Origin of the sequence: Polymorphospora sp. NPDC051019, from assembly GCF_040683055.1 — a bacterium.
Lineage (GTDB): Bacteria > Actinomycetota > Actinomycetes > Mycobacteriales > Micromonosporaceae > Polymorphospora > Polymorphospora lycopeni.
The window spans coordinates 11,924-36,066 of record NZ_JBFBCH010000024.1 but is presented as its reverse complement, the minus strand read 5'-3'; the positions used below and the strand labels follow the sequence as shown (position 1 = coordinate 36,066).

The following is a 24,143-nucleotide window of genomic DNA, read 5'->3' as shown; positions in this document are numbered from 1 at the left end:
GGCCGCCCGACGTGGCGTTCTCAGGGCCTTACGCAACGGCAACGCATTGATACGATCTTGTGGTGACTCGCCGGAGCCAAGCACTGCGCAGCCTTTACCCGCCGATCGAGCCGTATGCGATTCACCGCGTGGATGTGGGCAGCGGCCATCAACTCCACGTGGAAGAAGCCGGCAATCCGGCGGGAATTCCCGTGGTGTTTCTACACGGCGGCCCGGGAGGCGGTATCGCTCCGGTCATGCGGCGGTTCTTCGACCCGAATCGCTACCGGGTCGTTCTTCCCGATCAGCGTGGTGCCGGCCGCAGCACCCCACTCGGCGAACTGCGGGACAACACCACCTGGCACCTCGTCGACGATCTGGAGGTGCTTCGAGAACACCTCGGCGTGGACGCGTGGTTGGTGTTCGGCGGCTCGTGGGGGTCGACGCTCGCACTGGCCTATGCCCAGTCGCATCCGACGCGGGTGACCGGCTTGATTCTGCGCGGAATCTATCTCGTACGCCGCAGCGAGCGGACGTGGATCTATCAGAACGGCCTGCACAACCTGCAGCCGGAGGAGTGGGAACGATTCGTCGCACCGGTTCCTCGCGACGAACGCGACGACATTCTCGCGGCGTACCACCGCCGTCTCGTCGGAGACGACCGTGAGGTGGCACGACGCTGGGCCGGTGCGTGGATGCGCTGGGAAGCCGTCAATTCGTCTCTGACGCCCGACCCCTCCTTCATCGCCGCGCTGACCGACGACGACACGGCGCTGCCCGCCGCGCAGATCCTCGCCCACTACGTCGTCAACGGCGGGTTCTTCGAATCGGAAACCCAACTGCTGGACGGCGTGGACCGCATCCGTCACCTGCCCGCGGTCATCATTCAGGGCCGTTACGACTTGTGTTGTCCCCCGGTGACCGCCTTCGACCTGGCCCGCCGCTGGCCCGAAGCCACCCTGCACATCGTTCCTGACGCGGGCCACTCCTCGCTGGAACCCGGCACGACGGATCAGTTGATCCGCAGCACGGACCGTTTCGCCGTGCGTCTGTCCCAGCCGGTCTGAGCCGGAAGCCGTGACCGGCCAGCCCGGCGGTGCACGGTCAGGTGCGGCGGATCGACGTACGGGGTGGCTGCCCGGGCGGCCGGCCGCGAGAGCACGTGATCGTTGGTTCGCCTTCCACGTTGCGTCGCGGGCCGCGCTACCCGGCCCGACCGGTCGAGTAGTGGATCTGTCTCCGGTCGGGCTGCCAACCCTGCTCAACGAGCCCGACCTACGGCGACCTGGTGCGTAATCGCGAGGGCTGTAGCCAGCCAGGGAGGCTGTAGCGTTACCAGGTGATCATGCGGTCGGAGACGGGGCCCGCGACGGTGTTCATGGTCTCGGACAGGAGCTCGCGGCGGCCGGTGAAGCGCTGCGGTAGGCGCCGCCACTTCAGTTCGGCGATGGCGTGCTCGACCGGATCCGTCGCGAGGACCGGCGTTTGCGGTCGGCTTCCCAGGCGGCATGGCGCGCTTGGGTCGCTCGGGGTCGTGGTTTCAGCGGTGGTGCGATGGCCTGTGCCGGGCAGGTTTGGTCAGGCCTGGTAGCCGGTGTCGACCAGGGCCTTCGCCTGTGGGTAGGCGTGGAGCAGGGTTTCGATTCCCTCGGTCCGCGCTGCGGTGGCGTCGTGCATGCGTCCAGGCCGGTAGCCGCCGCACCACAGCGTCGGCCGCCGGCGTCGGAGACGACGGTCGCCTTTGATCGCCGGGCCGCAGGTTGGCCAGCGTCATCACCAGCCGGTCGACGAAGCCCAGCACCGCCGGTCGGCCCGGCACGTGCCTCCCGCTGCCGGCGCCCACCGCGTCGGGCGTGCGGCCGGCCCTCATGCCCGGCGATCCACAACGGATGCGAGTCCGACCGCAGCAGGTCGGAAACCCGGTAAATGCGTGATGGCTGAAGACACGACGCGCCCGGCGGACCGACACCCGCGGATCATCGACCACGCCGATCGGCCGACGCCCAGCGCCCTACCGTGCGCAAGGTCGTAAATCCGTGAAGCCCGCTGCCGTGGCGGGTGCGCAGCTCGCGCCGGCCCTGGACACCGGCAGTGCGCTCCAGTATAAAGACATCGGCGTTCTAATGATCTTGACGAAGAATGAGGTGTCGACTGTGAAGCATCGTCGACTCGGGCGTCTTCGTCGGGCACGTGTGGAAGCAGTCTCAACGCGAACCCGATCGGGGACCGCTGCTTTTCCGTGGCTACCCCGGGGTGGCGAGACCGGCACAACGCCAGCGAACCGGTGTTCAACGACAGTCACGCCCCCGCATCAGGGACCGTTGGTGCGAGCCGCGGCGGCGGCACCGGCGAGACGCAACCGTGCGGACGGGCTATCGCCTGTCGGTGAAGAGTTCCGATGAAGCTGCTGGTTGTTGAGGACGACAGCAGGGTGATGGGCGCCCTGCGTACCGTTCTGGTCCAGCATGGCCTGGAGGTCGCCTGCGCCCGCACCGGTGAACAGGCGTTGGAGCTCGTCGCTGACGGCCCCGACGCTGTTCTGCTCGATCTGGGCCTACCGGGCTGCGATGGTTTCAAGGTGTGCACGCAGATCCGGAAAATGTCGAATGTGCCGATCATCGTCGTCACCCCTTGGGCGGACTGGCGTTCGCGTGTGCACGGGCTGAATCTTGGTGCCGACGACTGCATCGTCAAGCCGTACAACGTTGCCGAACTGGTGGCCCGGATCCATGCGGTCACCCGGCGCGCGGGCACGGCGACGTACGCCGGTGGGGTTACCCCGACATCGGCGGCCGGTGCTGCCCCGCGTGTGTTCGGACCGGTGAGCCTGAACACCGAGTCGCGCGTCGTCATGGTGGATGGACGAAGGATCCACTTGACTGCCAAGGAGTTCGACCTGTTGGCGTTGCTTGCCCGCCGTCCGGGCGTGGTGTTCCGCCGGGAGCAGATCATGAGTGGGGTGTGGGGCACCGCCTGGGGAGGCGCGGGACGCACACTGGAGGTACACGTCGCGTCGCTGCGGCAGAAACTCGCCGTGCCCGGTCTCATCGAGACCGTCCGCGGCGTGGGCTACCGGCTGACGCTTCCGGTCCTGCCCTCCGAGGTTGCCTGAGCCGCCTCCGCGAAAGCGGCTCGGCTTGTCGCGCCGGCAGGAGGTGTTCGTTGACCAGTCGCAGGACGCCGGCTGTCCGCCGGCATTGCCCAGCAGGCAACCGCGTCCATCGCTCAGGACGTACTCGCCACGCCCTCGCGCACGCCGAGAGGTAAGGAACTGGCAGCCGACTGTCCCTCGATGGACATATGGGCATATGGACATATTGCGGTTGCGGCGACAGTCGTACGCGTCGACGGTCTCGGTGGGCCCGAGATCCTGGGCGTGATCACCCTCCGTTGTCCGGGTCGTGCGGGCCGGCGCTGTGTTGGTTGCTGTGGGTAGTCGCGGTCTGACGCAAAGCTCTGAACTCCCTCAAGTTTGACCGCTCGGCGGCCTGGGCCCTTGTTGACTTGCCCATAGTCGGTTAGACGGAGGTGGAGATATGAATCTTGTACGGCGAATGGTCGCCGTTGGAACGGTCATCGGGGTGACGGTCATGGGGGTGCCCGCGGTGGCAGGCGCCACGGCGGACGCACCCGGGATCGTGATCGAGAACGGTGTGACCCAACCGGTCTTCTCGTACGGCGACGCGATCCAGGAGGTCGTCTACGTAGAGGCGCCGATGGACAGCGACGGCGACGGCCGTCGGGACCTGATCGCAGTCGATGTGATCCGGCCGGCGGAGACCGAGGCCGGCCTGCGGGTGCCGACCATCATGGAGGCCAGCCCGTACTTCGGCCGCGCCTTGACGAACCCCCCACCGGACAAGACGCGCGGCTTCGCCGGCTGGTGGGACGAGTACTTCGTCCCCCGCGGCTATGCGGTCGTCCAGGTCGAGATGCAGGGCACCTCGCGGTCGTTCGGCTGCCCGACCACCGGCGGCGTCGAGGACACGATCAGCATCAAGGCGGCGGTCGACTGGCTCAACGGCCGCGCCCCGGCCTTCTACCACGACGGAAGCCCGGCGGTCGCCGACTGGAGCACCGGCAACGTGGGCATGCAGGGTGTCTCGTACGTCGGCACGCTGCCCAACGCGGTCGCCACAGAAGGCGTCCCGGGCCTGCGGACGGTGGTGCCGATCGCCGCGATCTCCAGCTGGTACAAGTACGTGAACGACCAGGGGATCGCCTGGTCGACCTGGAGCGAGAACGTCAACCACCGGTACACCGAGTGGCTCGCGGACTACGTCTCCGTCGGCCGGGTGCTGCCGGGCGCGGTATCGGCACCGGCCTGTGAGTCGGTCATCACCGCGGTCGGTGACGCCGAGGTGGCCAGCGCCTCCGCCTTCACGCCGTTCTGGCAGGAGCGGAACTACCTGCCGGATGCAAACAAGATCAAGACGGCCAACACGTCCGTGTTCATGGTGCACGGCCTCACCGACTACAACGTCAAGACCATGCACTTCGCCGACCTGTGGCACGAGGTCGAGAAGCGCCAGATGCCGCGCAAGATCTGGATTCACCGCGGCGCACACGTCAACCCGACCAGCTTCCGGCTCACCGAGTGGCAGTCGGTCATGCACCGGTGGATGGACCACTGGCTGCACGACATCCCGAACGGGATCATGGATGAGCCGATGGCGGACATCCAGCGGCCCGACGGCACCTGGGAGACCCACTCGACCTGGCCCGACGCCGGCGCCAAGGATGTCAACCTGCGCTTCGGCCCGGCCACGGCGGGCGCGGCGGGAACGCTGTCGTTCGACAACGCCGGTGGCAACCCCACGCAGAGCTTCGTCGACCAGATCGAGTCGCAGGCCGTCAAGGTCGGCAACGCCGAGCAGGCCAAGTCCGGCCGGCTCGCCTTCGTGACCCCACCGCTCGAGAATGACCTGCGCATCTCGGGTACGCCCAAGGTGGAGGTCCGGATGTCGACGACCGGCGAGACCGCGTTGCTCTCGGCCCTACTCGTCGACTACGGCGCGGGCCCGACCGTCACCGTGGCGGGCAAGGAACCGCTGGAGGTGATCCATGAGTCCTGCGAGCCCGAGGACCTGGCCAGCCGGACCGGCTGCGCCGCGCCGATGGAGGCGAGCGTCGCGATCACGCCCGAGCGGGTCCTGGCCTGGGGCCACATCGACGCCAAGAAGTCCTCGGACCTTCGCCGGAGCGAGGCGCTGACGCCCGGCAAGAACTACAACGTACGGTGGACGACGCTCCCCTCCGAGCACGTCATCCCGGCCGGGCACCGGATCGGCCTCGTCATCACCGGCAACTACAACGCGAACCCGACGTCGAACCGGCCGGCACGCGACGCGGGCGCTGTCGGCAGCCAGATCACCGTGTACCTCAACGGTAGCACCCTGGTGCTTCCGGTGGTCGGGGGTAAGGACGCCCTGGGCTTCTGACCAGGCAACGTCTCCTGTAGACCAGCAGTCGGTCCCTCACCAGGCTTGTGGCCTGGTGAGGGACTCTTCTGCCTGGTGATGGACCTACCGCGACCAGCCGTTGATCGACACTCCCCGAACAGGACGGTCGGGAGCCGGCGAGACCAGCAGCCGGCACGGCCGCCACGAGCGGGTGTCGTTCGACTTTCTGGGGTACCGGTTGAAGCCGCGATCAGCCGTCGAATGCCGGTGGGGCGGCGGGGGCCGACGGGTCGAGCGCGACGATCCGTAGTTCGGCCGCATAGCCGTCGCCCTCGGCGTCCCGTAACCAGTTCTGGGTCGTGTCCGGCAGCATTTCGCTGACCACGACCGCCGCCGACGGGGTCTCCTCGGCGCTGCGCCGGATGGCCTTCGCGAACAGGTTGAGCAGGGGCAGGCTGGTGAAGTCCACGAAGCACGGCTTGTCCTCGACCGCCACCCGGTAGAAGGCATGTTCCGGCAGGTCATGGTCGGCCCGCCAGGCACGAGCCCGGCGGTAGCGGTCCGGCTCGCTGGTGACGTGTGCCCAGTCCAGCTCGGTGGCGGGGAAGCGCCACGTTTCGCGGGCCAGCACGAGCCGGCCGACGGTGACTCTCGGCTGGTGCGGGGCCGGGGCCATCGGTTTGAAGCCGTTGAGTACGGCCGAGGAGAGCATCTCGCCGAGGACGTGTAGCAGGTCGTACTCGCCCGCCCGTCCCCGGCAGCGCACGACGAGCCCGCGTTCGGTGCGGGAGACCGACATCGCCGCCACCGGCAGTACCTCCCCGGGAGCCGGGTCGGCGTCGGGGCGCAGTGCCCAGTACGTGTACCGCGGTGAGAGCAGCGCCGACGGCGGGAAGGTACGTGAGGTGACGAAGTCCGACTCCTTGGAGGGGAGTGGATACATCCGCTGTCCACCATAGTCGGACTCGGCGGCGGCGAGCAGTTGCGCCGGGTCGGCATGCTGCTCAACGAACAGGCGGCTCTCCACGGTGTTCGTCGCCGCGTGCAACTCGCCGAGCACCCAGTGGTAGTCGCCGCGTTCCAGTGCGTCCGGATCCGCGGCGAGCATGACGTCCGGGGTGTGGTGCCGCGCCGCCGGCCATGGTGGCGGTCCGCCGGGAAACTCCGCTGCCCCGGCGGCGGTGATGTCCTCGATGCGTACCGCGTGCCGGCGTACCCCGGGCGGCACCCGCAGCACCCGGGCCCACCGGTGCTGCAGCTCGGCCGCGGCCGCGGCGACCGGCGGCGGCGTCTCCCGCAGTGAGAAGAACAGGTTCGGCGTGGCCCGGCCGACGAGGGCACCGAGGGGCATGCCGCGGTCGCCGGTACGGCTCACGTACTGGTCGTAGATCTTGTCGAACAGGGCCCGGTAGCGTTCGGCGGCGTGGCCGACATACCAGCGGGCGCTGTCCAGCACCAGGCCCAGCGGCCCAGCGAGTTCGGCCATTGCGTCCGCGCCGAGGTCGACCCGCACATCCCGTACGGCGTCCTCGTAGACGAGGCTCCGGCCGGCGTACGTGCGACCGTGCCGCCGCTGCGCCGCCACACCGCTCGTGTCGACGAAGATCGCGTTCATCTCGTCCATCGCCGCCGCCACCGCCGCCGCGTCGCCGGCAGCGTCCGCCACCGCGTCGCGGGCGCCGATCAGCCGGTCGACCATCCGGAGCGCACGCTCGCGTACCGCCGGATCACTGATTCGGGTCAGCCGGTCCCGCAGGGTCGCCTCGGGACGTGCCTCGACGGGGGAACGCAGGTCGAGGTGGATCAGGCTGCGGTCGCGCAGCGAGGCGAGCGCCGTCCATGTCTCATCCGTGCCGGCACCGATCCGGGCCGCGATTTCGTGTACGGAAAGCCGGCCGTCACAGAGGTCCAGCAGATCCGCCTCTGCCGGGGTGAGCACCAACAGGCCACGGTCGGGCAGGTTGACCAGCGTGCCCCGGCGATGGTTGGCGGTCACCGGGCGGGGCTCCACCCACGGACGCAGCGCGGGGTCGCACAGCAGCGCGTCGGCGACCGCGTCGACGGCCCACACCTCGAAGTAGACCCGCCGCCGGGCCAGCAGTCGTGGGCCCGGCCGGGCCGTGATCCGTTGTGGGCCGCCGCTCCATCGGGCCCAGCCGACCGGGCCGAAGAAGCCGATGGTGTCGTTCTTGACGCAGTAGCGTTGCAGGTAGCCTGCGATCGCCAGTTCGTGGTTGCGCCCGCGCACGTTTCTCGGCTCGCCTCGGGCCGCCTTGTCCAGGCAGTCGTTGAGTAACCGCCGATTCTGCCAGACCACGGCCTCACGGAAGCGGGCGTCCTGGGCAATGGCCTGGATGCTGGCGGACAGGCGCCCGGCCGCGGCCGCGTACACCTGGTCGAAGTCGGCGGCGTCGCGGTCGGCCGCCGCGGCGAGCGCCGGGTCTCCGAGGCGGAGTACGGCGGTGGCTGGAAAGCCCGCGCTGCGTAGTACTGATTCCCGCCAGAGCAACCAGCCGGTGTTGCCGAGCGGCACCAGGTGCGTTCCGCTACGCGGGGCTGCGTCGACGATCAGGTCAGACATGTGCCATCTCCGCACTCGTCCCCGTCGCCCAGTTCCACCGGTTCGGCCCGCACCGTCAACTCCCGGCCGGTCCGGGTGGGCCAGGCATGGCTGGTCGCCGCCGACACGAAGTCGACCAGAGGCTGGTTGCGTCCGGTCTTGCGATACCGCAACCGGACCTCGCTGTGCCCGGTGGCCGCCACCTGTTCCACGACCTCCTGCAGCACGGCCCGTTCGACGTCCTTGCCGAGCACCGCACAGGAGATCGAGAACAGGTCGACGACGGCGTGCGGGTCCTCCTCGCGTACTCCGATCACCGCGCTCACCCCGTAGTCGCCGAGTCGGTCACTGACCCGGGCGATCAGTGTTCGCCGCCCGGATCCGGCGGCTGTCACGGCATCGTCGAGCCCGAGGGTGAAGTCCTTTGCCCGCGCGACCACCTTGCGCATGTCGTCCGACGGCGGTCCGTCGACCTCGCTCACCGCGATGTTGACCCGAAGGCTGTCGATGTACGCCTGGGCGGACCCGTGCGGGGGGCCGGACATGGAGCCGTCGACAAGTCCTTCCGCCGGCCTCGGCGCTGCGCGCGGTGCGGTGCCGGCCGATCGCGGCGGAAGCCGGTCGAACAGGCCGGCGGCCATCAGCTGTGCCGGCCATTCCTCGGGCCGGTCGCCGAGGCTCACCCGCGCCGGACCCGGCCCGCCGGCTGCAATGAGCACCGTGGCGGACTCGTCGACGCCGAGTCCGGCGGCCAGGTCGCGTACCTGCGCGTCGACCGGCCGACCGTCCACGGCCCAACCATCCAGATCGGATTCGACGAGCCGGGGTAGGGCCCTGGCCAAGGCGTCCCACGTCTCGTCGGGATCGCGCCCGCCCCGTACGGCGAGTCGTACGCCGGCCGCGCGCAGGTCACGCAACGGCTCGGCCAGCCAACTCGCGCCGGGTCGAGGCGCGCCGTCGGGGTCCCGGAGCAGAGTGTCCGCGTCCAGCACGACCGCGCGGCAGGCACCCCGGTACCGCACCCGCAGCGCGGCGCCGAGCTGGCAGCCGAGCGCGGCGAAGAACTCGTCGGTGTACGGCACGCGGGCGAACGCGAACAGCGACGGGTGGTGCGCCCGGACGGCGCCGACCTGCCGTATCGCCTCCTCCGCGTCGGCGACATCGACCCCCGCCAGCCCGCCCAGCCGTTCCCGCAGCAGCTCGCGGACGGTCGTGTAGCCAGCTACCGCACCCGTCGGGCTGGCTGCCTCGCCGACGCCGTACGGTCGCCGCTCGGGAATGGGGGGCAGCACGAAGAGCAGCCGGCAGCCGCGCCGCCTCGTTGCCTCCAGCCCGGCCGCGGCGCAGCGCAGCAGGTCGGCCTGTTCCGGCAGCTCCTCGAACCGCGGCGCGACCACGACCACGTCCGGGTTCAGGCGAAACATCGCGGCGGCGTCGTCCAGCAGCTGCTGCACGATCTGGTGGTACGGTCCGACCCGCAGTTGGGCGGGCAGCCCGGCGTCGTGCAGCGCTACCCCGAGGTGCGGCACCAGCGGGTCGATCGTGTAGCTGGCAAGCAGACCGACCCGCAGCGCCCCGGGGCCGGCCGCGGCCGGAAGGCCCTGCCACCGTTGCTGGATGGTGGTCACCGGTCCTCCCGGGCGACCGGCGGTCGCGCCGACACCTCGTGGACAACCTCGGCGACCAGATCACGTTGCCGCTCGTCGGCTGCGGCGAACTGCTGGGGGTACGCGGCCGCGTACGTCTCGTACCAGTCCCGCCGCCGCAGCCGGTCGAGTTCCTCCGGACTGCGGGTGTCGTCGCCCTTGCTGTGCGGACCGAGCCGGTCGGTGTGGAACTCGACCACGACCGGCCGCGGGGTGCTGCGGACGCGCTCGACGACCGGCGCCAGCCAGGCCCGGATCCCGGCGACGTCGCGCGCCTGTGTCGCGTGGTGCTCGATCCCGAACGCGGCGGCCCGCCCGGCGATCGTGCCGGCCAGCTGCGTCCGGGTCGGCGTCGACTGGGCGATGTCGTTGTGCTCGACCACGACCAGCAGCGGTACGCCCCAGAGCGCGGCGATGTTCAACGCTTCGTACACGACGCCCTGCCCCCAGGTGCCGTCGCCGATGTGGACGGCCGCCAGCCGGCCCGGTTCGGCCGCTTTCAGATGCCGGGCGACGCCGACCGCCACCGGCAGGCTTTCGCCCTGCACCCCCGTGGAGAGGTACCGGTCGCGCAGGATGTGCTGGCTGCCGCCGAAGCCACCGCAGACCGCCCCTCGGCGTCCCATGATCTCGGCGAGTAGCCCGTCCGGGTCGTCGAAACGGGCCAGGTAGTGGCCGTGCCCCCGATGGTTGCTGAACACGTAGTCGTCACTGCCCAGCAACGGTCGTAGCGCCACCGGGATGTACTCCTGGCCGAGACAGGTGTGGGTGGTCCCGTCGATCTCGCCGTCGGCGAAGAGGCGCAGCAACGCCTGCTCGAAGTGCCGGATCAGCAGCAGCATCGCGAGATCGGCCTCGTCCAGTCGGCCCGGCGGCTCCTGCCTGTCTGGTTGCGCCGGCTGGCCCGGCCGTGGCGGTGTCGTCATCAGGTGCACGATGCTCGCTCCTTCGGTGGTCGGTGGGCCGAACGTGCGGTCAGACGGCGACGCCCTTGAGGCGCAGGGCCTCGCGGACCGCCTCGACCGTGGTGAAGGCGACGATCTCCTGATGGGAGAAGCGCACCTGGTAGCTCTGTTCGAGCCGCACCACCAGCTCGACGTGTTTGAGGCTGGTCCAGCCCGACAGCGTCGCCGGGCCGGACCGGTCGTGCACGTCGGTCGGATCCACTCCCAGGACCGCGGCGACGATGTCGGTCAGTGATTCGGTCGTGGCCGGCTCAGGCACTGGTACCCACCTCCATCTCGGCCGGTCGGCCCGCCAAGGCCCGCAACCGGCGGTATATCTCTTCAACGAGCTGTTCGACGGTGTCCCGGCGGTAGAAATCGGTGCTGTAGACCACCTCGACCCGGAACTGGCGACCGACCGTCGTGCCGGCGATGTCGAGGTGGTACGCCCACTCGCCGCGGCCGTCCTGGGCCCGGCCGAACGCTGGCGGGCGGACCCGGAACAGTTCTCCGCCCTCCTCGGCGTCGTCGAACCGGAAATGGCCGGTGTAGTTGATACTCACCTGCGGCCACGGAACCTGCGCCAACTGGTCCCGCACCGCCGGGTCGTCGCGCAGGAATCGCAGCAGGCCGTACCCCACACCGCCGTGCGGCGTGCCGGCGAGTTGGGCGGCGAGGTCAGCGACCGCCGCCGGCTCGTCGTACGCCTCCGGTAGCCGCAGCCGCAGTGGGTAGAAGACCTGAAACCAGCCGACCGTACGGGACGTGTCGACACCGTCGAACAACGCCTCCCGCCCGTGCCCGGTCAGCGCGAACGTACGGTCGGTGTGGCCTGTCCGCTCTGCCATCGCCGCGGCCACAGCCCAGGTCAGCGCAGCCGGCAGGTGGGTGCGCAAGCGTCGGGTCGACTCGCGCAACGCGGTCGTCTCGGGCTCCGACAGCATCGCCCGTACCGAGGTCAAGGTGGCGAACCGGGTCCGCCCGCCGGCGATGTCGGGCGGCATCGCCGCGGTGGCGCCGCCCGCCTGCGCCAGCCAGAACGGCAGTTCGGCGGTGATCTCGTCGGAATCCGCATACCCGGCCAGCCGCCGGGCCCATGCCAGGTACGGTGTCGTGCCGGCCGGCGGTGCGGCCGGCTTACCGCGCAGCAGCCCCCGGCAGAGCGCCTGCAGGTCGGCCAGCAGGATGCCTCGGGAGACGCCGTCGGTGACCAGGTGGTGGCAGATCAGCAGCAGCCGGTCCGGTCCGTGCCGGCCGAGCCGGAAGTGTTCGGCGCGGAACAGCGGGCCGCCCAGGTCGAGGCCGCGCTGCGCCTGCGCCGCCAACTCGACAATCCGCTGCTCGTACTCGGTGTCCGCCAACGCGGAGACATCGTGGCTGGTGAACGGGACCTCCGCCGGCGGGCCGATGGTCTGCCCACCGGCGGCGTCCCCACCGGGTAGCCGGATCCGCAGCGCACCGTGGCGGGCGGCGAGGAGCCGGATCGCCCGCTCGACCTGTTCGGGTGGCATCGGCTCGCGTAGGTCGAGATAGTACGGGTGGTTGAAGTGCGCCGGCCTGGGCATCTTCGGTCCGACCAGGTCGAGGTACCAGCGTTGCGCACCGGTCAGCGGCGCGGATTCGTCGGCCGGCGTCGGTTCGCCGGCCTGGGCCGGCGCTGCCGCCGGGTCGGCCTGGCCCGGCTGGTCGGGGCCGCCGGTCGGGTCGACGGCGGGCCGGGCCGCGCAGAAGGCCGCGATCGTACGGTGGTCGACGAGGTCCTGCGGGGCCAAGAAGATTCCGGCGGTCGCAGCCCGGTAGACGGCCTGTACCGCCAGCATCGAATCCCCGCCGAGCTCGAAAAAGTCGTCGTGGATCCCGACCTGTTCGACGTGCAGCAGGTCGGCCCAGATCTCGGCGAGAGTGCCGGCACGGGGATCCGACCACGGCCCGGCCTGCCCGACGGTGTCGCGACCGTGGATCCGCCCAGGGTCGAGCGGGCGGGCCGGCGACGAAGGCTCCACCGGAGCAGGGTTCTCGGCCGGGTCTTCGGCGCTGGCGAGAATTCCGGTGGAGTACTCGGCTATCCGGGCGACTTGCGCGGCGGGCATGGCCGAGACCTCCACCGCCCCCGGGCCAGGCGGATCGAGCGGCCAGACGTGCCCGAGGAACTGCCACAGCTCGGCACCGCCGGCCGGGGCGGTCAGGGCGACCGTGTCGGGGAAGCGATCCAGCACGGAAGCGACCGTGACCGGGTTGGTGTCGAGCACGACGCAGTCGGCCGGCGTGCACGTGCCGGCGTCGACCAGTCGGGCCAGGGTGTCGACCGGACCACTCTCCGGCGGCCAGGCGAGCACCTGGCGGCCGTACCGGTGTTGTTCGAGTCGAATCCGCGCGACGTCGCAGCGGCGCCAGCCGGACTCCGGCAGCAGTAACCACCCCGGTTGCCGACCGGCGGCGAGCAGGCGGCGGACGATCTGCGCGCCGAGCGCGGCGAGCAACTCCTCGGTGTAGCTGTCACCGGTCGGTCGGTAGGCCGTCGCCACGCCGTAGCGGTGCGCCCACCGCGCCGCCGCGTCCACCTCGACGCCGGTGACCGTGGAGAGTTCGGCGGCCAGCCGCTCGTCCAGCCGACCGAATGCCCCGGCCCATCCGGCCCAGGCCGGTGCGGCCGGGCAGGTCACCACGAGCAGTGGGCGCGGCCCTCGCCGCCGTACGGCAGCCACCAGATCATCGACGAGCTCGTCCAGCATGCGTACGCCGTCGGCGAGCCGGACCTGGGACGGCTCCCCGGCCGGTTCCAGCCAGTCCGTCCAGCGCAGCAGGAACACCCGGGCCGCGCCGTCCGCGCCGTCCGCGGTGTCCAGCAGCGCGGTGAAGACCCGGCCGGCCGGCTGCGGAGCGATCCGGATCGGCACCCCGCTCTGCGCCGACCAGTACCCGACGGGACCCTCCAGCCCTGCCGCGTCGAAGGACGCCGCCACCGGTGCGACGCCGGCGGTCGGATCCGCCCCCGGCTCTCCGATCGGCTCGTCCGGCGCGTCCACCGCCGCCGCCAGCACCTCCTCGAAGTCGGCGAGCCAGCCGGTGACGGTCGTCTCGGTGAACAGCGCGGTCGGGTACTCGGCGACCACCACCAGTCGTTCGTCGCGCCATTGCAGCGTGACGAACAGGTCGAAGTCGGTGCCGGTGGCCGGACTGGCGACACGCTCCACGTCCAGGCCGGGCAGCTCCAGCGCGACCGGTTTCTCGTCGATGAAGCTGACCGCGCACTGGAACAGCGGGTGGACGCCGGGCCGTCGGGGTGGCCGGACCGCCTCGACGATCCTCGCCAGTGGCACCGCCTGGCGCTGGTACGCGGCCACCGCGGTGGCCTGCACCCGGCGCAGAAGCCGCCGGTAGGTGGGGAGCCCGGCCAGGTCCAGCCGGAAAGGGAGCAGGTCCGCGAAGTAGCCGATCAGGTCGGTCACCTCGGCCCGCTCGCGACCGGCGGTGACGACGCCGAGCACGATGTCGTCCTGGCCGCTCGCCCGGTGCAGGACGATGCCGAGGCCGGCCAGCAGTGCGGGGAAGAGCGGTACGCCCTCGCCACGGCTCAACTCCCGCAGGCGTACACCAAGATCAGCAGGGAGTGTCCGGGCGACCCGTGCCGACCGGTACGTCGGCCGCGCCGGGCGCGGATGGTCGGTGGGTAGCTCGAGTTGGGCGGGCGCCCCGGCCAGCCGTTCGTGCCAGTACCGCACCTGCCCCGCCGCATCGTCACCGGTCAGCCACTCCCGCTGCCAGTGCGCGTGGTCGGCGTACTGGACGGGGAGCGGTGCCAGCTCCGCCGCGCGCCCGCTGACGGCGGCACCGTAGAGTTCGGCCAGCTCGGCGAAGAACCGGCCCCACGAGGCGTTGTCGCAGATCGCGTGGTGCATGCTGATCAGCAGGTGGTGCGCCGCCGGGCCGGTGCGCAGCAGCCGCAGCCGCAGCAGCGGGCCGTGGGCCAGGTCGTACACCGCCTGCCCGTGCTCGGCGATCCGTTCGCGTACGGCTGTCTCCCGCCGCACCTCAGGCAGCTCCCGCAGGTCGAGATCGGGCAGCCACGGGTCGGCGTCCGCAGCGATGGCGAGCACCGGCCGGCCGCCCCGGTTCACGAACCCGGTCCGCAGAATCTCGTGCCGATGCACGATCCCGGCCACCGCGTGCCGCAGCGCGGTCCGGTCCAGCGGGCCGCTGATCCGCGCCGCGAACGTGGTGTTGTGCCTGGCGGCATCACCATCCAGTTGGGACAGCGCCCACAGGCGCAGTTGGGTGAAGGAGGCGGGCAGTTCCCGGTCCCGGGCGACGCGGACCAGCGGCGCGTCCGGTCCGGTCGGTTCCCGCGCCGTGTCGATGGCCGAGCCGAGCCACTCGATGGTGGGCTCGCGGAAGAACTCGTGCAGCGGCACCGCGCAGCCGAACCCGGACCGTACCCGCGACAGCAGTTGGGTGGCGAGCAGCGAATGCCCGCCAGCGGCGAAGAAACTGGTCACCACGTCGAACGGGTGCGTCGGTAGCAGGCCGCGCCACAGGTCGACGAGTCGGCGTTCGGTCTGCGTACGGGGCTCGACCGACCGTTGCGGGTCGTACACCGGTGGTCCGCTCACCCGTGCCCGGTCCGCGACCGCCTCGGCGGTGGCCAACTGGGTGCGCATGTAGGCGGCCCGCTGCGGTCCCGGGTCGACCCCCCAGCCGACGGTGAGGTGGTCCATCACGGCGGTGCCGATCGCGGCGAAGAAGTCCGGTGTGTACGGTACGTTGCCGATCTCGTCGGCGGTCGGGTCGTGCGTCTCGGTGACCGCGTACCGCTGCGGTGACACCCAGACCAGAGCCACGTCGGGTGCGGCGGCCAGCCCACGGGCCAGTCGCTCGTCCGCTCGCCGGCAGAGCGCCTCGTGCCCGGGTGGGCTGGGGCAGACCAGCATCAGCAGCGGACCGTGGCCGGCCCGGCGGACTGCGTCGACGAGATCGTCGACCACCTGGTCGAGCAGCCGTCCACGGCGATCGGTGTCCACGTCCCCGTCGACCGCTGTGCCGGTGTGCCGCAGCCAGTCCGCCCAGCGGACGAGCACCACCATGCTGTCGGTGTCGGTGTCGGCCGGGTTCAGAAGGTGCTGCACCACCTGCCCGTACGGCGCCAGGCGCACGGCGACGGGCACCCGCAGGAACCCAGACCAGAACGCGATGGTCGTGCGGATCGGGTCGGCGGTGAACGACGCCGCCACCAGGATCTCCCGCCGCCGCAGGCTCGCCAACTCCGACAAGCGGTGGCCAGGCTGGACTGCCAGATCGGCGAGGACCGCGGCGAACCGGTCCAGCACCTGGTCGATGGTCTCATCGAGGTAGAGGTCGGCGTTGTAACGGAAGACACCACGTAGGACGCCGTCGGCGTGGGCGATCGTGACGAACGCGTCGAAGTCGGTGCTGACGCCTTCGACCTGGTCGACCACGAAGTCGACGCCAGCCGCCGAGCGCTGCGGCTGGGTTCCCTCGGTGACGCTGATCATGATCTGGAACAGGGCGTTGTATCGGGGGTCGCGGGCCGGTGCGACATCTTCGACCACTCGGGCGAACGGGGCTGCCTGATGCGCCTGGCCTGCGGCAAGCGCCCGGTGCACCTGCCGGACCAACCCGTCGCCGGTCGGATCGTCCGCCATGTCGACGCGGAGCACGATCGTGTTGGCGAAGCAACCGACCAGGTGCTCGGTGCCGGCAGCGGTCCGCCCGGCGACCGGCACTCCGAGCAGCACGTCGGACTGGCCGGCCGTTCGACTCAGCAGCGCGGCGAAGCCGGCCAGCACCACCGCGTTCAACGTGACCCCGTGCGCGCGGGCGAGCCCAACCAGCCCTTCGGTGGTCTCGGCGGACACGTCGAAGGCGCGGTGGCGCGCGCGATGCGTCTGGGCGGGCGGCCGGGGACGGTCCGGTGGCAGCGTGGACAGCGCGGGCGCGCCGGCCAGCCGATCCTGCCAATAGGCCAGATGCCCGGCGAGGCCAGCCTCACCCGCTGCCCGTTCTGCACTGGCATGATCGACGAACTGGACGGTCAGCGGTGGCAGCGCCGCCGGGACGCCGCCGGCGAACCCGCCGTAGCTGGCCACCAGGTCCGAGAGCAGCACGCCGCCGGACCAGCCGTCGAACGCGATGTGGTGCACGGTGATCAGCAGCAGGTGTTCCGCCTCGGCAAGGACCAGCAGAAGCGCCGCGATCGGTGGCCCTACGGCCAGGTCGAACGCATGATGGGCGTGCGCGATGGCCTGGCTCGCGGCGGCGGCCCGCCGCTCCTCTGGTGGCAGGCCGCGCAGGTCGACAGCGCGCAGCGGCGCCGCGGTCTGGTCTCGTACCACCTGCCGCGGCTCGCCGTTCACCTCGACGAACGAGGTCCGTAGCGCGGGCTGCCGGCGCAGCACCGCGGCCAACGCCCGGCCGAGAGCGACGCTGTCCAACGGCCCGGTGACGCGCAGGACGATAGGTACGTTGTATGCCGGGTCACCGGGGTTGATCCGGTCCAGGAACCACAGCCGTTCCTGAGCGAAGGACAACGGTGCTGGATCGGTGTCGGCACCCGGTGGGGCGGCCGCGGCGGCTGGGGCTTGCGAGGACCGCCGCTGGCGTAGGCGCAGCGCCAGTCGCCGCTGCTGGGCGGGGCTGAGCCCAGCCAGTTCCTGGCGGACTTCGTCGGGCACAACTGGCTCCTTTCCGGCGTCCGGCTCTGGTCTCATGTCGTTAGTCGCCGTAGCCCTTCCGGTGTCTGCAGCGCGTCCCGTAACGCGGCCAGGAACAGGCCGGCCTGCCTGCCGTTGAGCAGCCGGTGGTCATAGCACAGTCCGACGTAGACGAAGCTGCGGGCGGTCAGCCCGCCGTCCGGGCCGAGGCAGGGCTCCTGCTGGCGCGCCCCGAGCGAGACCATCGCGACCATCGGGGGCAGGATCATCGGCTGGGCCAGGACGATCGGGTCCTCGGCCAGGGCGACGCCGATGTTCGCACCACGCAGGTCCTCGGCGCGGAACTCGCCCCGCATCGCGGCCATCCTGGCCGCCAGGAGCTGCTCGGCGACCGCGCGCAGCGAGAGTTGGTTGGCGTCGCGGAGCACGGGTACGAACAATCCGGTGCCGACGTCGATGGTCACTCCGATACTGGGCGCATCCGAGAGCATGACGTCGCCGCCGTCGGTCCAGGTGGCGAAGTGCACCGGGAACTCGCTGTGCTGTCCGGCTACCGCGCGGACGAGTAACTCCGTCAGCCCCACGACGTACCCGTCCTGCTCGGTGGCCTGTCGAGCGGCAGCCAGGGCCGCGTCGACGATGACCTTGCAGACGGCGTACCCGGCGGGGATCTCCCGGTGTGATCGGGTGACCACGTCCGCGACCGCCTGCTGGTGCCGCGACGGAGTGTGCCGGGCGATGGTCGCGCTATCTGCCGGCGGCGTGCCGCCCCCGGCCAGTAGCGGTTCGAGATCGGCACGGGAGACGATCGTCTTGCCGAGCCGGCGCACCATGTCCATCGACAGGTTGTGCCGGGCGACCAGATCGCGGGCTGGTTCGGTGAGTACGATCTCGACGTCCTGGTCGCCGGCGCGCGCCGCCGGGGGAGCCGACAGGTAGCGCAGCCGTTCGTCCTCGTCGGTGAAAAGGCGTCCGATCACCTCGCCGGGCCGGCATTCGGTCCCCTCCTTGACCAACCGGTGCAGGATCCCGCTGTGCGGGCTGGGCAGATCCTCGGCGGCCTTGGCCGTCTCCACGACCGCGACCGGCGTCCCCTCCGGCACGGTGTCCCCGTCGGGGAGCAGCCATTCCAGCAGTATGTAGCTGTCATCGTTGCTGTTGAGCTTCGGCACGGTGATGTCACGCATCGATATCCTCCGCGATGGCCCGGTAAACGTCGTCCGCCTGCACCACGACCTGCTTCTCCAGGACCCTGGCGGCCGGGATCACCCCGTGGCGGGAGCTGACCACGGTCACCGGGTGGCGCAACGTGCGCCATAGCCGCTCGTACACGGCTCGGGCGACGTCGGCGCCCCAGGTGGCGCCAGCCACGTCCTCCTCGACCACGCACACCCGTGCGGCACCCGCGAGGGTGGGTAGCAGCGCAGTCAGGTCCAGCGGATAGAGCTGGACCGGAACCAGGATCTGGCACCGGATCTCCCGGGTGAGGAAGAGCCGCCGCGCTGCGGACAGCACCCGCTCGCAGAGCCCGCCAGGCGCGATCACCACGACATCGCCGTCGGCCGGGGCGCCGATGCTGATTCGCGCGACCCGCCCGCGTGGGTCGAGGTGGTCGTACTGGAACAGGTCGTCGACGACGCCGCCGGTGTGTACCCGGCGCCCGTACAGGAGCTTGTTCTCGAACAGCATTGCCGGCTCGTCGCCCGACAGGATCTCCTCCAGCAGCGGTCCGCACGGGTGGAACGGGGAGAGTTCGAAGAGCGTCAGGTGCGGGATTCCGAGCAGTTGCTTGTGCAGGTACTGGCTGTGGGTGGGACCGTAGCCCCGGTCGCCGCCGACCGGGCAGCGGATCAGCACCGGCATCGGCACCCGCCGGCCGTACATCGAGACCGACTTGGTGAGGAAGTTGAGGATCTGGTCGTAGGCGAGGGTGACGAAGTCGGCGAACATGATCTCGACGATCGGCCGGTTGCCGCACAGGGCCAGCCCGCCGGCGATGCCGACGGTGGCCTGCTCGCTGATCGGCATGCCGATGACCCGATCCGGGAACCGGCTGGAGAGTCCCTTGGTGATCTTGAACGCTCCGCCGTACGGGTCGAGGATGTCTTGTCCGAGCAGGACGACCCGTTCGTCACGGGACATCGCGTCATGTAGCGCCCGGTTGAGGTCTTCGGCGACCCGGGGTGCGGGCGTCTGGTGCGCGGTCATCCCGACCGCCCTGCCCGGCCGACGGCTGGCTTGCCCGGTTCGCGTGCCGGTTCGTCCGGTCCGCCAGCAGGGTCGGCCGTTGGCCCGCCTGACTCACCTCCTGGATCGTCGGATGCCGATGGGGAATCGTCCAGCGCGCGGAGCCGGCGGAATACGAAACCGGAGAGTCCCACCAGTACCCCGACCACCCCGGAGAGCAGCATGATGAGCGACATGCCGGCGCCGGGACCGGTGCCGACCAGGGAACCGAAGATCCCGGCCAGTGCACCGTCCGGCATCATCGACGGCTCGAACACGTCGTCAACCAGGGGGCCTGTGATCACCATCGCGACCGGCAGCGCGAGCTGTGAGATCGCCTGACGGGCGGCGAAGACCCGACCCTGCACCTCCTGCGACACCCGTTCCTGCCAGATGGACTGGCTGTACGCCTCGATCATCGGGATGCAGAGCCAGGCGCAGAACCAGCCGATCGACCACATCACCAGCGAATCGCCCAGTCCCAGCAGGATGCGCCCGAAGACGGCGAAGCTGATGATGGCCGCGAACATCACCGGGATCTTCCGCGCCGGTGGCTTTATCGCGGTCACCACGATGCCGCCGAGGATGCCGCCGATCGCGCCGACGGAGTTGACGATGCCGACCTGCACCTCGTCGTCGCCGGAACTGATCATGATCAGGGGAGTGAGCACGATCCACCCCATCGCGGCGAGTACGCCGATCGACAGCCCGGCCCCCTGCAACGCGAGCAGCCCCGGGTGCCGGCGGATGAAGCCGAAGCCGTACCCGGCATCGCGCCAGATGCTGCGCCGTTTCTTGCCGTCCCCGGCGGCCGCTGGCGCCGGCAACATCACCAGCATCACAGCCACCAGTGCAAACCCGTACGAGACGACGTCGATCAGCAGTACCGTCTCGATGTCGACCAGGGCCATCAGTGCGGCCGCCACCACGGGGGCGAAGACACCCGGCACCGAACGCGACAGGGCCATCATCGCGTTCGCCCTGGGGAAGCCCTGCTTCGGCACCAGCAAAGTGATCGTCGAGGTGTACGCGGGCCCCTGGAACGCCAGGAACGCGCCGGTCACCGCGTTCGCCAGGAACAGATGCCAGACCTCGACGGAGCCGCTCCAGAACAGCAGCAGGACTCCGACCGTGACCACGAGCGAGGCCGCGTCGCTGGCGGCCAGGCTCACCCGGCGCCGCCAGCGGTCGATCAGCGCACCGGCGAACGGGCTCGCCGCTACCGTCGCGCCGTACGCGAGGAACGTCATCACGGCGAGCGCGGTCGTACTGCCGGTCTGCTTCCAGACCCAGATCGACAGCGCGAACTGGGTCATCCGGGTGCCCATGCCGGAGAGCAGCTGCCCGGTCCACAACGTACTGAACGCGGCCATCCCGGTCGGTCGGATCGTCAACCTCATCACTCCTTCACCCACTCACTGGCCAACTCGGCCCGGATCTGCTCGGCCGTCAGCCCATCCAGTTCGGCAGCCAGTTCGGGAACGAGCGGCTCGACCCGGTCGGTCAGCTTCTCCACCACGATCGACAGCCGGGCCACCGTCGGCGCATCGAACACCGCGTCCGGGCCCAGGTCGACGCGGAACAAGTCGCGGATCTGGGCGACCACCCGGGTGGCCAGCAGCGAATGGCCACCGAGCGCGAAGAAGTCGTCGTGCAAGCCGATCTCCGGTATTCCCAGCGCCTCCTGCCAGACCGCCCGGATCACCTGCCGCACGTCCGCGTCCAGTGCCGGCTGGCCCGCCGTACCGGCGCCGCGGTCCGCTGCGAGGGCGGCCGGGTGCGCCGCCGGAACGGCGGCAACCAACTGCCCGGCTTGCCCGTCCCGGGTAGCAGCCGGTTGCTCCATCCCGGTGATGAAGTGGCGCTCCCGCGCGTACGGGTAGGTAGGCAGTGGAATCCGGCCCCGCCGTTCGCCTTCCCGGTAGCCCGACCAGTTCAGCGCCGCGCCGGCCAGCCAGAGCCGGCCCAGCGTGGTGTGCGTGAAGGTGGTCTCCGGTGTTCGGTCGCGGCGGTGCGGCAACGAGGTGAGCGCCAGGTGGCCGCCAGCGGCGAGATCGTGACCCGCGCAGAGGGTCCGCAGCGTGTCGCCGGGACCGACCTCGAGCAGCAACTGCCGGTCCTGTTGCAGCAGCAGCCCGATACCCTCGGTGAAATGGACTCGCTGGCGCAGTTGACGCACCCAGTAGTCCACGCTGGTCGCCTCGGCGGCGCCGAGCCAGCCGCCGGTCACGTTCGAGATCACCGGCACCTGGGGCGGTCGCAGCGTGACCCGTCGGAGCGCCTCGGCGAATCCGGCGAGGGCCGGCTCCACCATCGGTGAGTGGAACGCCCGGGCGGTGCGCAGCTGCCGGCACGTCACGCCCTCGGCGCCCAGCCGGTCCCGTAGCCGTGCCACCGCCTCCGCCGGCCCGGAGACCGTGCACCAGCGGGGCGCGTTGCTCGCCGCGATCCCCAGATCCGGCTCGAGGCGCGCCTCGACGTCGCGCGCGGCCAGGTTGATCGCGAGCATCCGTCCCGGCGGCGTCGCCTCCAGCAATCGCCCACGGGCGACGACCAGGTCCAGCGCGTCCGCCAGGCTCAGCACACCGGCCAGGCAGGCGGCCACGTACTCGCCGATGCTGTGGCCGACCAACGCGTACGGCCGAACACCCCAGGACAACCAGAGTCGGGCCAGGGCGTACTCGACCACGAACAGGCCCGGCTGGGTATACACGGTGCGGTCGAGCAGCTCCGGATCGTCCTGCCCGCCGGGGTACAGCACCCGCCGGATGTCCAGATCGTGCCGGACCGCCAGCAGGTCCGCGCACTCATCCACGGCAGACCGGAAAGCCGGCTCGGCACGGTACAGCTCGCCGCCCATCCCGGGGTACTGGGCCCCTTGTCCAGGAAACATCAGCACCACGGACCGCTCGGTCGCCTCCGCACACCCAACCAAACCGGCGCCGCCGTCGGTGAGCAGGTCGACCGCCTCGGTGGTGTCACGGCAGACAAGCGCCAGCCGGTGCGGCAGGGCGCGGCGCCCCACCTGAAGCGTGTGCGCGGCGTCCGGTAGGGCGGTCTCGGTGTGGGCACGCAGATGCGTCGCCAACTCGGCCCGGGCGGCGGCGAGCGCCTCGGCGGTCCGCGCCGACAACACCAGCACCTGCTCGGGCCGGCTCGGCCCGCTGGGTGCCGGCTCAGGCGCCTGCTCCACCACGACGTGGGCGTTGGTGCCGCCGAGGCCGAACGAGCTCACCCCGGCCCGCCGCGGATGCCCCGCACCCGGCCAGGGCAGCGGTTCGGGGTTGACGTAGAACGGGCTGCCGGTCAGCTCCGCGGCCGGGTTGGGGCGGATGAAATACGGGCTCGGTGGTAACACGCCGTGCCGCACTGCCAGCACCGCCTTGATCAGACCGCCGACGCCGGCGGCCGCGTCCATATGCCCCACCAGTGCCTTCAGCGAGCCGAGCGCGCAGGTACCGGGCTGCGTAGCGGTGGCAAAAGCGCGGGTCAACGCGGTCAACTCGATGGGGTCGCCGGTCGCGGTGGCCGTGCCGTGCGCCTCGACGTACCCGATGGTTTCCGGCGCTACGCCCGCGACCTGCTGTGCCGCCCGGATGGCGGCGACCTGGCCGGCGACACCGGGCGCGGTGAAGCCGGCCCGGGCCGAGCCGTCGTTGGTCACCGCCGATCCCTTGAGGACCGCGTGCACGGTGTCACCGTCCGCAATCGCCTCGGTCAGCCGTTTGAGTACGACCAGGCCGACGCCGTCGGCCCGGACGGTTCCACTCGCCTCGGCGTCGAACGGCCGGCAGCGGCCGTCGACGGAGAAGATGTCGCCAGCCCGGTGCAGGTAGCCCCGCCGCTGCGGGAACGACACGCTGACTCCGCCCGCCAGCGCCAGGTCGCACTCGTGCCCGAGCAGGGCCTGGATCGCCAGATGCACCGCGACCAGCGACGTCGAACAGGACGTCTGCACGGTCACGCTCGGCCCGTCCAGGTTTAGGTGGTACGCGGTACGGCTGGCCAGGTAGTCCTTGTCGTTGCCGAGCAGCATGTCGTACAGCCCGACCTGCTCCAGCAGATCCGCGCGGGGCACCAGGTAACGCAGCAGGTACGTGCTGGCACTCGAGCCGGCGTACACGCCGATTGGGCCCCGGTGCTGACGGGCGCCGTACCCGGCGTCCTCCAATGCCGCACCGGCGCACTCCAGGAACACGCGCTGCTGCGGGTCGAGCAGGCGCGCGTCGCGTGGAGAATAGCCGAAGTACGCGGCGTCGAAGAGGTCCGCACCGGCCAGCACACCTGCCGCGGGCACGTAGTCCGGCCGCTCGTACACATGAGCCGGCACTCCGGCCTCGGCCAACTCGGCGGGCGTGAAGCGGGAGATCGTCACCACGCCCTGACGTACATTGTCCCAGAATTTGGCGATGTTGCCGGCGCCCGGTGCGCGGATCGCCATGCCGACGACCGCCACATCCAGCCCGGTGGAATCGGCGTCACTCGACATGCGGTTCCCTCCCGGCCGGTGCAGCCAACCGGCGTACGCTCTTCGGGCGCAGGTCTGTCCAGACCTCGCGGATGTGCCCCAGACAGACCGTCTTGGGGCCGGCGACCCCGACGTCCACCCAGCCCGGCGGCAGATCCCGTCCCTGCGGCCAGATCGAGTACTGCTCCTCGTCGTTGCGGACCACCACGAACGTGCGGTCGTCGTCCTCGTCGTCGTACACGGCGGATCT

General features: G+C 70.7%; 13 protein-coding genes. 3 read left to right on the top strand and 10 right to left on the bottom strand.

The window, feature by feature from the left end:
• Positions 1-62 precede the first annotated feature (62 nt).
• The 3 genes from pip (at position 63) to AB0M79_RS30490 (ending at position 5,420) form a co-directional block, all read left to right on the top strand.
• Positions 63-1,046: a prolyl aminopeptidase gene (gene pip / locus AB0M79_RS30500; protein ID WP_364220373.1), complete on the top strand. Its 984-nt coding sequence runs from the start codon at positions 63-65 to the stop codon at positions 1,044-1,046.
• Positions 1,047-2,377: 1,331 nt separating this feature from the next.
• Positions 2,378-3,091, top strand: a complete 714-nt coding sequence (locus tag AB0M79_RS30495; protein WP_364220370.1) for a response regulator transcription factor — start codon at positions 2,378-2,380, stop codon at positions 3,089-3,091.
• Between the two features lie 442 nt (positions 3,092-3,533).
• Complete coding sequence (locus tag AB0M79_RS30490; protein ID WP_364220367.1) at positions 3,534-5,420, top strand: CocE/NonD family hydrolase; 1,887 nt, start codon at positions 3,534-3,536, stop codon at positions 5,418-5,420.
• A 211-nt stretch (positions 5,421-5,631) separates the two neighbouring features.
• Here the strand turns inward: AB0M79_RS30490 and AB0M79_RS30485 are convergent, their stop codons facing one another.
• Genes AB0M79_RS30485 through AB0M79_RS30440 form a run of 10 tightly spaced genes read right to left on the bottom strand, consistent with a single transcriptional unit; the run spans position 5,632 to position 24,134 of the window.
• A complete protein-coding gene (locus AB0M79_RS30485) occupies positions 5,632-7,962 on the bottom strand; it encodes a lantibiotic dehydratase (RefSeq protein WP_364220364.1) in 2,331 nt (776 codons plus the stop codon).
• Positions 7,950-9,569, bottom strand: a complete 1,620-nt coding sequence (locus AB0M79_RS30480; RefSeq protein ID WP_364220361.1) for a hypothetical protein — start codon at positions 9,567-9,569, stop codon at positions 7,950-7,952. Before AB0M79_RS30480 ends, AB0M79_RS30485 begins: the two co-directional genes overlap by 13 nt.
• Positions 9,566-10,513 carry a thiamine pyrophosphate-dependent dehydrogenase E1 component subunit alpha gene (locus tag AB0M79_RS30475; RefSeq protein ID WP_364220358.1) on the bottom strand — a complete coding sequence of 316 codons (948 nt, stop codon included), beginning with the start codon at positions 10,511-10,513 and terminating at the stop codon, positions 9,566-9,568. Before AB0M79_RS30475 ends, AB0M79_RS30480 begins: the two co-directional genes overlap by 4 nt.
• A gap of 49 nt (positions 10,514-10,562) precedes the next feature.
• Positions 10,563-10,811 (bottom strand): acyl carrier protein, encoded by a 249-nt coding sequence (locus tag AB0M79_RS30470; RefSeq protein ID WP_364220355.1) that lies wholly within the window; start codon positions 10,809-10,811, stop codon positions 10,563-10,565.
• Positions 10,804-17,220 carry a condensation domain-containing protein gene (locus AB0M79_RS30465; RefSeq protein WP_364220352.1) on the bottom strand — a complete coding sequence of 2,139 codons (6,417 nt, stop codon included), beginning with the start codon at positions 17,218-17,220 and terminating at the stop codon, positions 10,804-10,806. Before AB0M79_RS30465 ends, AB0M79_RS30470 begins: the two co-directional genes overlap by 8 nt.
• A 32-nt stretch (positions 17,221-17,252) precedes the next feature.
• Positions 17,253-18,386, bottom strand: a complete 1,134-nt coding sequence (locus tag AB0M79_RS30460) for a 2-oxo acid dehydrogenase subunit E2 (RefSeq protein WP_364220349.1) — start codon at positions 18,384-18,386, stop codon at positions 17,253-17,255.
• A complete protein-coding gene (locus AB0M79_RS30455) occupies positions 18,379-19,407 on the bottom strand; it encodes a transketolase C-terminal domain-containing protein (RefSeq protein WP_364220346.1) in 1,029 nt (342 codons plus the stop codon). Before AB0M79_RS30455 ends, AB0M79_RS30460 begins: the two co-directional genes overlap by 8 nt.
• Positions 19,404-20,798 carry an MFS transporter gene (locus tag AB0M79_RS30450; RefSeq protein WP_364220525.1) on the bottom strand — a complete coding sequence of 465 codons (1,395 nt, stop codon included), beginning with the start codon at positions 20,796-20,798 and terminating at the stop codon, positions 19,404-19,406. The genes AB0M79_RS30455 and AB0M79_RS30450 overlap by 4 nt, the downstream gene beginning before the upstream one ends.
• A 26-nt stretch (positions 20,799-20,824) precedes the next feature.
• Positions 20,825-23,914: a beta-ketoacyl synthase N-terminal-like domain-containing protein gene (locus AB0M79_RS30445; RefSeq protein WP_364220343.1), complete on the bottom strand. Its 3,090-nt coding sequence runs from the start codon at positions 23,912-23,914 to the stop codon at positions 20,825-20,827.
• Positions 23,904-24,134 (bottom strand): MbtH family protein, encoded by a 231-nt coding sequence (locus tag AB0M79_RS30440; protein ID WP_364220340.1) that lies wholly within the window; start codon positions 24,132-24,134, stop codon positions 23,904-23,906. Before AB0M79_RS30440 ends, AB0M79_RS30445 begins: the two co-directional genes overlap by 11 nt.
• Positions 24,135-24,143: the final 9 nt, after the last annotated feature.

What these genes read in the sequence shown, in the direction of transcription:
- AB0M79_RS30495 (WP_364220370.1), top strand. Translation starts at nt 2,378, where the DNA reads ATGAAGCTGCTGGTTGTTGAGGACGACAGCAGGGTGATGGGCGCCCTG.
- AB0M79_RS30490 (WP_364220367.1), top strand. Translation starts at nt 3,534, where the DNA reads ATGGTCGCCGTTGGAACGGTCATCGGGGTGACGGTCATGGGGGTGCCC.
- AB0M79_RS30485 (WP_364220364.1), bottom strand. Translation starts at nt 7,962, where the DNA reads ATGTCTGACCTGATCGTCGACGCAGCCCCGCGTAGCGGAACGCACCTG.
- AB0M79_RS30475 (WP_364220358.1), bottom strand. Translation starts at nt 10,513, where the DNA reads ATGACGACACCGCCACGGCCGGGCCAGCCGGCGCAACCAGACAGGCAG.
- AB0M79_RS30460 (WP_364220349.1), bottom strand. Translation starts at nt 18,386, where the DNA reads ATGCGTGACATCACCGTGCCGAAGCTCAACAGCAACGATGACAGCTAC.
- AB0M79_RS30455 (WP_364220346.1), bottom strand. Translation starts at nt 19,407, where the DNA reads ATGACCGCGCACCAGACGCCCGCACCCCGGGTCGCCGAAGACCTCAAC.
- AB0M79_RS30450 (WP_364220525.1), bottom strand. Translation starts at nt 20,798, where the DNA reads ATGGCCGCGTTCAGTACGTTGTGGACCGGGCAGCTGCTCTCCGGCATG.
- AB0M79_RS30445 (WP_364220343.1), bottom strand. Translation starts at nt 23,914, where the DNA reads ATGTCGAGTGACGCCGATTCCACCGGGCTGGATGTGGCGGTCGTCGGC.